Here is a 12934-nt window from a genome sequence, read left to right as displayed (position 1 = left end):
AAGGGTTCGGACTGGGCAGAACCTGACTCGGGCGCCAAGTCAGTGCGGCGTCCATTTGGTGTGCAAGTGCCGTATGAAGCAGGGGGTATGGAATGAGTAGCGCTGTGCCGGAACGAGAACGCCTATGGAAGGTGGGTACTGCGCCGGGCATATTCCCACTCCTCGGCCACGGTATCGCCTTGTACCGTCGCCCGTTGGCTTTTCTGAATTCTTTGCCCGGCCATGGAGATCTGGTCGAGATCCGGCTGGGTCCGCAGCGGGCCTGGATGGTGTGTCATCCGGAGTTGGTCCACCGGATGCTCAAGGACGCGCGCACCTTCGACAAGGGGGGTCCGCTGTTCGACCGGCTCCGTGTGCTGATGGGCGACGGTCTGGTCACGAGCCGCCACGCGGAGCACCGGCGCCAGCGCAGGCTGGTGCAGCCCGCGTTCCTCCCGTCCCGGCTCCCGGATCAGACGGAGCTGATGGCCCAGGAGGCGGAGGCGGTGTGCGGCGACTGGCGTCCGGGGCAGCGGGTCGACGTCAGCGCGGCCATGATGGCGCTGTCGACGCGGATGATCAGCCGCGTCCTCTTCTCCGACTCGCTCGACGCGGCGACGTCCGCCGAGGTGCGGGAGTGTCTGGCGGACATCGTCCGTGGCCTGTTCGTCCGCACCGTCGTGCCGGTCGACGCCCTGTTCCGCGTCCCCACGCCCGCGAACCGCCGTTACCGGCGTGCGGTCGCCCGCGTGCACGCGATCACCGACGCGGCCATCGCCGAGCGCCGGCGCGGCACTCCCCGCGACGACCTGCTGGGGACCCTGCTGGAGGCCGCGCGCGCCACCGGCTCGGAGGCGGAGGACGGGGCCGACTCGGCGAACGGAGCTGGCTCGGCCGACGCGGCGATCACCGATCAGGAGGTCCACGACCACCTCGTCTCGCTTCTGCTCACCGGCGCCGAGAGCACCGCCCTGGCCATGGCCTCCGCGTTCAGTCTCCTGTCGCAGGATCCGCAGGCGGAGGCCCGGCTGCACGCGGAGGTCGACAGCGTGCTCGACGGACGGCGGCGGCCGGATCCCGAGGATCTGGCGCGCCTCCCCTACACCCGAAGCGTCGTCCACGAGACGCTGCGCCACTCACCGCCCGGCTGGCTCTTCACCCGTATCACCACCACGGAGACGGAACTCGCCGGGCAGCGTCTCCCCCGGGGGGCCACCGTCCTGTACAGCCCCTACCTGCTTCAGCACGATCCCGCGTCGTTCCCCGACCCCGACCGGTTCAGCCCCGAGCGCTGGCTGCCGGGACGGGCCACCGCCGCACCGCCCGGCGCGATGATGCCGTTCGCCACGGGCAGCCGTAAGTGCATCGGCGACGCCTTCGCCATGGCGGAGATCACGGTGGCCGTGGCCACCGTCGCCGCCCGCTGGCGCCTGACCCATCTGCCCGGCCCCGTCGCACCACCGCGCCCCGGGGCGACGCTGGGACCGAGGTCCCTGGTGATGATCTGCGAGCCCCGTACAGGATTCCCGAAAGGCCGGTGACGACAGTGTCGACCACGCATGAAGAAGCCACGCTCGCCGCGCAGTGCGAAATGCGCGCCTCCAGCCTCAAAGAACTGATCGAGACCCACCTCTACATGCCCTTCCCGTTCGTGCGGAACAGCCACGAAGCCGCAGCGGTCACCGGCGTCGACACCTGGCTGCGCGAGTCGGGGCTGGCCGACGAACCGGGGGTGGCGGCGATGATCGGCTACACCCGGCCCGCCGAGCTCGCGTCGTACAACAGCCCGACCGTGGACGCCGACATCCTCCAGCTCGTGGCCGATCAGATCGCCTATCAATTCGTCTTCGACGACCGGGCGGAGGAGGTCGGCCGGGAGTCCCCGGGCCTGCTGCTGCCCATGCTGAGCGAGAGCATCGGAATCCTGCGCGACGGCGACCCGCCCCACACCCCGCTGGGCGCGGCCCTGTCCGACCTCCACCGCCGAGTCCGCGCGCGGTGCACACCCGCGCAGGCCGAGCGGTGGGCGTGGAAGAGCCGCGAGTATGTGCACGGTTTGCTGTACGAGGCGGTGGCCCAGGCGCATCCCGTCCCCATGGGGATCGGACTGTGCAGTTCGGTGCGTTCGCTCATCGCGGGCGTCGAGCCCTTCTACCCGCTGTGCGAGGCCGCGCACCCGTGCGAACTGGCCCCCGAGGTGCTCGGTCACCCCGTGATACAGCGCCTGAGCCGGCTGTCGGCCGATGCGGCGGTGTGGATTCCCGACCTCTTCTCGGCGGTGAAGGAGCATCAGACAGGCGGAATGATCAATCTGGCCCTCGCCCACCAGCGCACCCACCAGTGCTCCTTGCCTGCGGCCGTGATGCTGGCCATCCGGCAGATCAACGGCACGATCAGCGAGATCGAGCGGCTCTACGAGGAGATCAAACCGGAGTTGAGCACCGCCGGGGTCGGCTACGTGGACGGCATGATCGGCTGGATCCGCGGGTGTTACTTCTGGTCCCTCACCGTGCCGCGCTACGCGGACACCTCGATGGTGCCCGCCCACCTCTGAGAGGGAGATTCGGAGTGAGTTATTCGGCACCTCATACCCAGCAGAACAGACCGCCTAACCAGCTCGGCGCATGATTCATCCTTCCTGGTCATCATCGGAGCTCAACGCCGTCACTGGGTGTGTATCGGGGGCGTACGCTCGGCGCAGTCCTCCGAGGATCGACGACAGGAAGCGGTAGGGCACATGGCGTATGAGCCGCGGCAGCCGATGACCGAATCTCGCCCCTTGCTCGAGCGACGCCGAGAACTCGATGCGCTCGACTCGACTTTGTCGAAGCTGCACCGCGCCGTCGAAGGCATGCCGCAGGCGCGCGCGGGCGGGCTGCTCGCCTTCACCGGCGCGGCCGGGCTGGGCAAGACGGCGCTCATCACGCAGGCGCGGGCACGAGCGGAGGCACTGGGGTTCACGGTGTTCTCGGGCCGGGGCGGCGAGAGGGAACAGGAGGTGGCGTTCCGCGTGGTGCGCCAACTCGTCCAGCCCGCACTGGCGGCGATGGACGACGCGGAACTCCGTACGTTCCTGGGGAGTTGGTACGACATCGTCGCCGGCGCGCTCGGTCTCGAAGCGACGGACACCGCCCATGCGCCGGACCCGACCGGCGTGCGGGACGGTCTCGACTGGGTCATGACCCGTCTCACGATGAGGGAGTCTCCCGTCGTCCTGCTTCTGGACGACCTGCACTGGGCCGACGCAGAGTCGCTCAGTTGGCTCGCGTCCTTCGCGCCGCGGGCCGCGGACCTGCCGCTGCTGATCGTCGTCGCCTACCGGCCCGACGAACTGCCGCCCGAGGCGGCCGCTTTCCGCACTCTCGTCACGCATCACGGGAACCGTCCGTACGTTCTGGAGCCACTGACCCGCGCCGGCGTGGCACGCATCATCAGGGACGAAGTGGGGGACGGGGCCGAGGACGACTTCTGCGAGAAGTGTTTCAAGGCGACCGACGGGAGCCCGCTCAACACCGTGGAACTCGCCATCGGCCTCGCTCAGCGCAAGGTGAAGGGCACTGACGACGACCTGTCCCTCATGCGGGACATCGCCTCGGCGGTCAGCGGCCCGGGACTGATCGAACGGCTGCTGAAGCTCGGCCCGACCACCGTCCGCTTCGCGCAGGCCGCGGCCGTCCTGGGCGCGCCCTTCTCACCGGAGCTCGCCGCCGCCGTCGCGGTGATCGGCAGGGAGGACAGCATCGAGGCGATCGAGAAACTGCGTGTCGCCCGGATCGTGGCCGACGGCGAGGGGCCCGGTGGGAGCCTCGACTTCGTCCACTCGCTGATCCCGACGACGATCTACCGGCACATCAAGCCGGCTCTGCGCGTCTTCATGCACAACACGGCCGCGTTGGCCGTCCGGGATGCGGGGTTCAGTGCCGCCAAGACCTCGCGCCACCTGCTGGAACTCCCGTGCGAGGGCAAGACCGAGGTGGTCGAGTGTCTCCGGGAGGCGGCCCGTGAGTTCCTTCGCGCCGGGGCCCCGGAGTCCGCCCGGCGCGTCCTGGCCCGTGCGCTGCTGGAGCCGCCGCTCCCGGAGGACCGTGCCGTACTCCTCCACGAACTCGCCGGCGCGACCTTCCTGATCGAGCCCACGGCCACGGTCACCCTGCTCAAGGAGGCACTGGCCCAGACCGGGATGGATCCCGCTCTGCGCGCCTCCATCGTCTACCGGCTGACCCAGGCACTGGCCCACACCGACCAGTTGGCCGAGGCGGCGGCCGTCGCCGACGACGAGTCACGCCAGACCACCAATGCCCGCATCCGGCTGCGCATGCAGGCCGATCACTTCGTCTGGAGTTCGTTCCGCACGGACGAGCCCGATGCGCCCGCCCGCTCGCGCCGACTGGCGAAGCTGGCCAGGCAACTGACCGGACGGGGCCTGGAGGAGCGGCGCATCCTGGGGCTGCGGGCCTGGGACGGGGTGTTGCGCGGCGAGCCGCGGCAGGGCGTCCTGGCGACCGCCGAGGAGGCCCTGCGCGACGGGCTGAGCTGGACCGACGAGAACCGAGGCTTCGAGGTGCCGGTCTCGGTCGCCCTCGTGTTCATGTACTGCGACCAGCCACGACGGGCCGAGGAGCTGTTCGCCGACGGCATCGCCGAGTGCGAGGCCAAGGGGTGGCGCGGCTCCCACCTCGCCCTGGGCCAGACCCTCTACGGCTACATCTGCTACCGACGCGGCCTTCTCGTGGACGCGGAGGAACTGGCACGGGAGGGGCTGCGCACCGCCGAGAAGGTGGAAGGGGCCGTGCCCGCCCAGTGGTTCGCCGTCGGCATCCTCATCCAGACCCTGCTGGCCCGTGGCCGCACCCCCGAGGCACGCAAGATCGCGGACCAGTACCGCTACGGCGAGATGGTCCCGAACGCCGTCATCTACCCCGACCCGCGCTCCGTGTACGCCGAACTGCTCATCGCGGAGGGACGGCACGGCGAAGCGGAGCGCCTGCTGTCCGGCCTCGGGGAGTGGCTGGACTCGCGGGGCTGGCGCAACCCCGCCTGGTGCCGCTGGCAACTGAACCTGGCGCAGGCCGTCGCCGCCACCGATCCCGAGCGGGCGGTCCCGCTCGCCCGGGACGCCGTCAAGCGGGCCCGGGACTTCGGCGCGGCCTCCGTGATCGGTCAGGCGCTCCGGGTCGAGGCGGAGGTGACCGCCGGGCCGGCGGCGCTGGACGTGCACGCGGAGGCCGTCGAGCATCTGGAGGGGTCGCCCGCCTCGTACGAGCTGGCCCGGGCGCTGGTCGGGCACGGTGCCGCGCTGTCGCGCAACGGCCTGCTCCAGGAGGCCGCGAACCGGCTCTACCAGGGGCTGGAGAGCGCCGTCCACTGCGGTGCCGAGACACTGGCCGCCCGCGCCAGGGAGGAGCTGTCGGCAGCCGGGCTGCGCCCGCTGCCGCTGCGCTACGGGCAGACGGACACGCTCACCGTCCAGGAGCGCAAGACCGCCGAACTGACCGTCCAGGGGCAGCCGGTGGCCGTCGTCGCGAAGGAACTGCGGCTCACCGAACAGGGCGTGCGGCAACTGCTCTCGTCCGTCTACCGCAAGATCGGCACCGATGCCACCGATCTCGCCGCGGCCCTGGCCGACTTCCCCGGGGCCCGGCACTGACCGCCGTCACAGGGGCCGCTGCCGCCCCTCCCAGTACGGCTCCCGCAACCGCCGTTTGTACAGCTTCCCGTTGGGATCGCGGGGCATCTCGGCGATGAAGTCCACGGTCCTGGGCCGCTTGTACCCGGCGAGCCGCTCGGCGCAGTGGTCGAGGAGCGTGGCGGCGAGGGCGGGGCCGGGCTCGTGTCCCGGGGCCGGTTCGACGACCGCCTTGACCTCCTCGCCCCAGTCGTCGTGCGGGATGCCGAAGGCGGCGGCGTCGGCGACGGCGGGGTGGGCGAGCAGCGCGGACTCGATCTCGGCGGGGTAGATGTTGACGCCGCCCGAGATGATCAGGTCGATCTTGCGGTCGCGGAGGAAGAGGTAGCCGTCCTCGTCGAGGACGCCGAGGTCGCCGACGGTGAAGAAGTCGCCGATGCGGTTCTTGCGGGTCTTGTCCTCGTCCTTGTGGTAGGCGAAGCCGCCGGTCGTCATCTTCAGGTAGACCGTGCCGAGTTCACCGGGCGGGAGGCGGTCGCCTGCGTCGTCGAAGATCGCCAACTCGCTGATGGGCCAGGCCTTTCCGACCGTGCCGGGCTTCTTCAGCCAGTCCTCGGCGGTCGCGAAGGCCCCGCCGCCCTCGCTGGCCGCGTAGTACTCCTCCACACATGTGCCCCACCAGTCGATCATCGCCCGCTTCACATGGTCCGGGCAGGGTGCGGCGCCGTGGATGGCGTGCCGCATGGACGTGACGTCGTACGACTGTCTGGTGGCCGCCGGGAGGGCCAGCAGGCGGTGGAACTGGGTGGGGACCATGTGGGTGTGGGTACAGCGGTGGGCGTCGATGAGGCGGAGCATCTCCTCGGGCGTCCACTTGTCCATCAGGACCAGCGGGTGGCCGATGTGCAGGGACGCGCCCGCGAACTGGAGGACGGCGGTGTGGTAGAGCGGCGAGCAGACGAGGTGGACGTTGTCGTCGAACGGCCGGACGCCGAAGATGCCGAGGAAACCGCCGAGGTAGGCCTCCTCGGGCGGTTTGCCGGGCAGCGGGCGGCGGATGCCGCGTGGCTGGCCGGTGGTGCCCGAGGTGTAGTTCATGACCCAGCCGAGGGTGCGGTCGGCGGGCGCCGACTCCGGTTGCCCGTCGAGGAGTTCGGCGTACGGGCGGAAGCCGTCGACGTCGCCGACGGCGTACCGGTGGGTGGCGGGGAGGCCGGCCTCGTCGGCGGCGCGGCGCGCCTGGTCGCCGTAACGCTCGTGGGCGAGCAGGACCTTGGCGCCGGAGTCGGAGACGATCCAGGCGATCTCCGGGCCGACGAGGTGGTGGTTGACGGGGACGAGGTAGAAGCCGGCCTGGGTGGCGGCGAGATGGGCGGTGAAGAACTCCGCCGAGTTGGGCAGCACGACGGCGAAGGCGTCGCCGCGTTCGAGTCCGGCGGCGCGCAGGCCGTGCACGAGCCGGTTGGCGGCGGCGTGCAGGCGTCCGGCGGTCCACTGCTCGCCGTCGGGTGCGATGAGGACCGTGCGGTGGGGGTCGGCGGTCGCCTGGGCCCAGAAGCCCGTGGGGGGTGTGCCGGTGCTCGTCACTGGCCGCTCCTTCCGGCGATGCGGTTGACGTGGTCCACGGCCTGTTCGAAGCCGCGGGTGAGGTCGTCGAAGACGGCCTGGACGCTGCGGACGTCGTTCATCCGGCCGACGATCTGGCCGACGGGCGTGCCGAGCAGCGGGTCCACCTCGTGCTTCTGGATGCGTGAGACGGCTTCGGCGACGAGCAGTCCCTGCAAGGGCATGGGGAGGGTGCCGGGTCCGTCGGGGGCGTCCCAGGCGTCGGTCCACTCGGTGCGGAGCTGGCGGGCGGGTTTCCCGGTCAGCGCGCGGGAGCGGACCGTGTCGCCGGAGCCGGCCGCGAGGAGCTTGCGGGTGAGGGCGGGCGAGTGCAGGTCGGCCTCCGCGGTGGTCAGCCAGACCGACCCGAGCCATACGCCCTGGGCGCCCAGCGCGAGGGCGGCGGCGGCCTGCCGTCCGCTGCCGATGCCGCCGGCGGCCAGCACCGGCAGCGGGTGCACGGCCTCGACGACCTCCGGGGTGAGCACCATGGAGGCGATCTCGCCGGTGTGCCCGCCCGCCTCGTAGCCCTGGGCGACGACGATGTCGATGCCGCCGTCCTGGTGCTTGCGGGCATGCCGGGCGCTGCCCGCGAGCGCGGCGACGAGGACGTTGTGCTCGTGGGCGCGGGCGACGACGTCGGGGGGCGGGGAGCCGAGGGCGTTGGCCAGCAGCCGGATCGGGTAGTCGAAGGCGACGTCGAGCTGGCTGCGGGCGACCTGCTCCATCCAGCCGGTGATCCGCCACCCGGACGCCTCGCCCTCGGCCAGTTCCGGGACGCCGTACTTGGCGAGGGTGTCCCGCACGAACTGCCGGTGCCCCTCGGGGATCATCGCCTCGACGTCGGCCTCGGTCACCCCCTCTACTTTCTTCGCGGGCATGACGACGTCGAGCCCGTACGGTTTGCCGTCGACGTGCGCCTCGATCCAGTCGAGGTCGCGTTTGAGGTCGTCGGGGGCGGTGTAGCGGACCGCGCCGAGCACGCCGAAGCCGCCCGCGCGGCTGATGGCCGCGGCGACGGCGGGGAACGGCGTGAACCCGAAGACGGCGTGCTCGACTCCCAGTTGCTTGCTCAGCTCCGTCTGCATGGGCGCAGGATGCCCCAGCCGGCCGGCCGACGGAAGGCTTTTTCTGATACACCGTCAGATTCCTGCGCCGGGGCTGGTGTTCGGTCGCCGCGGGGTCTCAGTCGGCCGGGGTCTCCAGTACCGCCATCGCCGCGTTGTGGCCGGGCACTCCGCTGACCCCTCCGCCGCGGACCGCGCCGGCGCCGCACAGCAGGACGTTCGCGTGCCGGGTCTCCACGCCCCAGCGGCCGGTGCCGTCCTGGGCGTAGGGCCAGGCGAGGTCGCGGTGGAAGATGTTGCCGCCGGGGAGTCCGAGGTCGCGTTCGAGGTCCAGCGGGGTCCTCGCCTCGATGCAGGGGCGGCCGTCGGCGTCGGTGGCCAGGCAGTCGGCGAGGGGTTCGGCGAGGTGGGCGTCGAGTTGGGCGAGGGTGGCTTTGAGGAGTTCCTCGCGGACGGCGTCGTTGTCCCGTGCGAAGAGCCGGGCGGGGGTGTGCAGGCCGAACAGGGTCAGGGTCTGGTAGCCCTGCTCGACGAGGTGCGGGCCGAGGATGCTCGGGTCGGTCAGGGAGTGGCAGTAGATCTCGGAGGGCGGGGCGGCGGGGAGTTCACCGGCGGCGGCCTGGGCGTGGGCGGCGGCGAGTTGCTCGTAGCCCTCGGCGATGTGGAAGGTGCCGGCGAACGCCTCGCGCGGGTCGACGGCGCTGTCGCGCAGCCTGGGCAGCCTCTTGAGCAGCATGTTCACCTTGAGCTGGGCGCCCTCGGCGGGGGCGGGCGGCGCGTCGCCGGTGAGGGCCGCGAGGGCCTGCGGGGAGGCGTTCACGAGGACGTGGCGGGCGGCGGCGACGCCCTCGCCGTCGGCCGTGCGGTAGGTGACCTCGGCCGTACGGCCGTCCGTGGCGATGCGCAGCGCCTCGTGGCCGGTGGCGAGGACGGCGCCCGCGTCCCGGGCGGCGGCGGCGAGGGCGTCGGTCAGGGCGCCCATGCCACCGACGGGGACGTCCCAGGCGCCGGTGCCGCCGCCGATGACGTGGTAGAGGAAGCAGCGGTTCTGTTGGAGGGAGGGGTCGTGGGCGTCGGCGAAGGTGCCGATGAGGGCGTCGGTGAGGACCACGCCGCGTACCAGGTCGTCGGTGAAGCGCTCCTCGACGGCGACGCCGATGGGCTCCTCGAAGAGGGTCCGCCACGCCTCCTCGTCGTCGACGCGCCGGCGCAGTGCGTCGCGGGTGGGCAGCGGTTCGGTGAGGGTGGGGAACACGCGCTGGGCGACGCGGCCGGTCATGCCGTAGAAACGCTCCCAGGCCGCGTACTCGCGCTCACCGCCCGTCAGCCGCGCGAAGGCCTCCCGGGTGCGCGCCTCGCCGCCGCCCACGAGCAGTCCGGTCGGCCGCCCGCCGCGTTCCACGGGGGTGTACGAGGAGATGGTGCGGCCCTGGACGCGGAAGCGCAGGCCCAGGTCCCGGACGATCTTCTGCGGGAGGAGGCTGACCAGGTACGAGTAGCGTGACAGCCGGGCGTCCACGCCCGCGAACGGGCGGGTGGAGACGGCGGCGCCCCCGGTGTGGTCCAGCCGCTCCAGCACCAGCACGGACCGCCCGGCCCGGGCCAGATAGGCGGCGGCCACCAGCCCGTTGTGCCCACCGCCGACGATGACGACGTCGTAGGCACGGTGTCCCCCGGGGGCGCGGCCACCCTCGGCTCCCTCATGCCCCTCGGTTCCTTCATGTCCCTCGTGTGCACGCATGCCTCTTCGTAACACGACCCGATCAAGATCGGCCAGAGGCGGTCAGGCACGGGGGGTACGAGGCGGCTGACGCGTTGTCGGCTGCGACTCCCTGGGGCGGGTGCGGGCGATCAGTCGGGTCTCGATGGTGCGCAGGGTCGAGATCGTCTCCTCGGGCACTTCGCTTCCGACGAGGAGCGCCGGAAGTTCTCCTCCGGCAACGCGGCGGCGCTGTTCGGCCTCGACCGCTGAGCGCGGCGAGCGAGGCACGGCGTCCGTCGGTCTGCGATGTCGGACGCCGTGCCCGTGGGCGCGGCGGTGGGTTCAGTCGGTGATGCGGACGGGGAGTTCGGACAGGCCGCGCATGATGATGTTGGGGACCCGGGGCGGTGTGTCGGTGAGGAGTTCCAGGTTCAGTGCGGTCAGGGCGGATATCGCGGCCTGGGCGGTGAGCCGGGCCAGCGGTGCGCCGACACAGAAGTGGATGCCGAGGCCGAAGCCCAGGTTGCGGCCGGCGGGGCGGTCCAGTTTGAGGTCGTCGGGGTCGTCGTAGACCGCCGGGTCGTGGCTGGCCGCGCCGATCATCAGCATGATCTGGTCGCCCGGCTGGACGGTCTGCCCCGCGATCTCGGCCTCGGCCAGGGCGACCCGGGCGATCATCTGCACCGGCGCGTCGAAGCGCAGCATCTCCTCGACGGCGGCGGGCACCCGGTCCGGGTGGGCGCGCAGCCAGTCCCGCTGTTCGGGGCGGCTGAGCAGCGCGAACATACCGTTGCCGATGAGGTTGACGGTGGTGGCGTACCCGGCCGAGAGCAGCAGCGTGCAGGTGACCTCCAGCTCGTGCGGGGTCAGGGCGTCCCCGCCCTCCTCGACGGCGACCAGTTCGCTGATCAGGTCGGTGCCCGGGGCGGCCCGGCGCTGCTCGGCCAGCTCGCCGATGTACTCGTACAGCTCGGCGCGGGCGCTGTCCCGCTTGGCGACGTCCTCGGGGGCGAGCAGGAAGCTCGGGTCCAGGCCGCGGGCGATGTCGCCGGACAGCTCGTCGAAGCGGGCGGCGTGCTCGGCGGGGACGCCCAGCAGCGCGTTCTGCATCCGGCCCGGCAGTGGGTGCGCGACCGCGCGCATCAGGTCGATCGGGCCGTCGCCCGCCTCGGCGCGGGCGGTCTCGATCAGCTCGCGCACGATCTGGTCGGCGGTGGCGCGCATCCTGTCCACCTGGCGCGCGGAGAACGCCTTGCCGACCAGGGCCCGGATCCGGGTGTGCTCGGGCGGGTCGGCGAAGATGAACGGCCGGACCACCGAGCCGTCGGCCTCGGTGCGGAAGTGGTCGGCGACGGTGGCGCCGTCGCCCCAGCCGAACCGCTGGTCGCGCAGCACCGCCGAGCAGGCCTCGTGCCCGGTCACCGCCCACAGTCCCAGCGGGGTGCGGGTCACCGGGCCCTTGTCACGGACCTGCGTGTAGCTGGGGTAGGGGTCGGCCAGGAAGGCCGGGTCGAACGGGTCGAAGGGCAGCAGTTGGGCGATGAATTCCGGGTCGAGCATCGGTGCTTCGGTCATGACTGGTCGTTCCCAACCCCGCGCGGGATAGCGGTCGCCGCGCGGAAAGGTCTCGTCTCGGGGTGTTCGGGGTGGTGCCGCGCCGGGTGTCAGCCCGCGGCGACCGGGGTGGCCGGGCCGACCGGGGTTGCTGCGGTGAAGGTCACCGGGAGGTGGTCGAGGCTGTTGGCCACCAGGCTGGGCGTCCAAGTCAACTTCTCCTCCGGAACCGCGAGTTGGAGGTCCTCGAAACGGTCGAACAAGGTGCGCAGGGCGATCCGGGCCTTGAGCCGGGCCAGCGGGGCGCCGATGCAGAAGTGCGTGCCGTGGCCCAGCGCCAGGTGCCTGGACGCGTCGCGGTGGATGTCCAGCGTCTGCGGGTCGCTGAACTGCCCGGCGTCGTGGTTGGCCGCCGCCAGCGAGATCATCACGTGCTCGCCCGCCCGGACCTGCGCGCCGCCCAGCACCATGTCCTCGGTGGCGAAGCGGTACACCGCGGTGAACACCGGGCTGGTCAGCCGCAGCAGTTCCTCGACGGCCGGGCCGAGCGCCTCGGGGTCGTTCTTGACCTCGGCCAGTTGCCCGGGGTGGCGCAGCAGTTCGAGGATGCCGTTGGACAGCAGGTTGATGGTGGTCTCCGCGCCGGCCAGGAGCAGCAGCATGACCGTGGAGCGGATCTCCAGGTCGGCGAGGGCGTCGCCGTCCTCGTTGGCCTGCACCAGACCGGAGATGAGGTCCTGGCCGGGGTCGGCGCGGCGCTGCGCGGTCAGGTCGGTCAGGTACTCCTCGAACCAGCCGACCGAGGCGACGACCTCCTCAGGGCTGGAGGAGTTGCCCAGGCCGACGAAGATGTAGGTGTTGCGCTCGAACTCCTCGCGGTCGGCCAGCGGCACGCCGAGCATCTCGTACAGCACCGTCGATATCAGCGGCGAGATGAAGGCGTCCTTGAGGTCGGCGGTGCCCGCCTCGGCGACCGCGTCGAGCAGTTCGTCGGTGATCTGCTGGATCCGCTCGCCGAGGTCGGCCACCCGGCGCGGGGTGAACGCCTTGGACACCAGTCCGCGCAGCCGGGTGTGCTCGGGCGGGTCGGCGAGGTTCATGTGCTGGTTGAGGATGGACTTGCGGCCGTCGTAGCCCAGCGAGGGCCACAGCTCGGGCAGCGCGTTGTCCCAGTTCTTGCTCAGCTTGCGGTTGTTGAGCGCGGCGAGCGCCTCGTCGTAGCGGGTGATCATCCAGACCGGGTTGCCGTCGGGCAGCAGCAGTCGCTCCACCGGGCGGGGCTCGGGCAGGCCGGGCGTCCACGGGCGGGGGCCCGCCGGGGCGTCGGCGTGCACGGGACAGCCGGTGGCCACCTCACCGTCGGGGTTGGGCATGTCGTGTCCTCTCATCGTGGGTGCTCGG

Annotated in this window: 8 protein-coding genes; 3 read left to right on the top strand and 5 right to left on the bottom strand. The window is 71.7% G+C overall.

Going from position 1 to position 12934, the window contains the following annotated elements; translation table 11 throughout:
• Positions 1–92: 92 nt before the first annotated feature.
• The 3 genes from BMZ82_RS28510 to BMZ82_RS28500 all read left to right on the top strand — a co-directional run bounded on the left by BMZ82_RS28510 (position 93) and on the right by BMZ82_RS28500 (position 5626).
• Entirely contained in the window at positions 93–1520 is a 1428-nt protein-coding gene (locus BMZ82_RS28510) for a cytochrome P450 (RefSeq protein ID WP_093780268.1), read from the top strand.
• Positions 1521–1525: 5 nt separating this feature from the next.
• On the top strand, positions 1526–2533 hold the full coding sequence (locus tag BMZ82_RS28505) for a (-)-alpha-amorphene synthase (RefSeq protein WP_256252154.1): 1008 nt from the start codon (positions 1526–1528) through the stop codon (positions 2531–2533).
• Between the two features lie 183 nt (positions 2534–2716).
• Complete coding sequence (locus tag BMZ82_RS28500; protein ID WP_093780267.1) at positions 2717–5626, top strand: ATP-binding protein; 2910 nt, start codon at positions 2717–2719, stop codon at positions 5624–5626.
• A 6-nt stretch (positions 5627–5632) separates the two neighbouring features.
• On the opposite strand, the gene BMZ82_RS28495 is transcribed toward BMZ82_RS28500, so the two are convergent.
• The 5 genes from BMZ82_RS28495 to BMZ82_RS28475 all read right to left on the bottom strand — a co-directional run bounded on the left by BMZ82_RS28495 (position 5633) and on the right by BMZ82_RS28475 (position 12906).
• Entirely contained in the window at positions 5633–7192 is a 1560-nt protein-coding gene (locus tag BMZ82_RS28495) for an acyl-CoA synthetase (protein WP_093780266.1), read from the bottom strand.
• Positions 7189–8298 carry an NAD(P)H-dependent flavin oxidoreductase gene (locus tag BMZ82_RS28490; RefSeq protein ID WP_093780265.1) on the bottom strand — a complete coding sequence of 370 codons (1110 nt, stop codon included), beginning with the start codon at positions 8296–8298 and terminating at the stop codon, positions 7189–7191. The genes BMZ82_RS28495 and BMZ82_RS28490 overlap by 4 nt, the downstream gene beginning before the upstream one ends.
• 97 nt (positions 8299–8395) lie before the next feature.
• Positions 8396–10018, bottom strand: coding sequence for a phytoene desaturase family protein (locus BMZ82_RS28485; protein WP_256252153.1), 1623 nt, complete (start codon positions 10016–10018; stop codon positions 8396–8398).
• A gap of 303 nt (positions 10019–10321) precedes the next feature.
• On the bottom strand, positions 10322–11554 hold the full coding sequence (locus BMZ82_RS28480) for a cytochrome P450 (protein ID WP_093780264.1): 1233 nt from the start codon (positions 11552–11554) through the stop codon (positions 10322–10324).
• Positions 11555–11643: 89 nt separating this feature from the next.
• On the bottom strand, positions 11644–12906 hold the full coding sequence (locus tag BMZ82_RS28475) for a cytochrome P450 family protein (RefSeq protein ID WP_107487695.1): 1263 nt from the start codon (positions 12904–12906) through the stop codon (positions 11644–11646).
• Between the last annotated feature and the right edge of the window lie 28 nt (positions 12907–12934).

It is taken from the genome of Streptomyces sp. yr375 (assembly GCF_900110755.1).
Lineage (GTDB): Bacteria > Actinomycetota > Actinomycetes > Streptomycetales > Streptomycetaceae > Streptomyces.
Note: the sequence above shows the minus strand (reverse complement) of the source record. Positions and strands in the feature narration are given on the sequence as shown.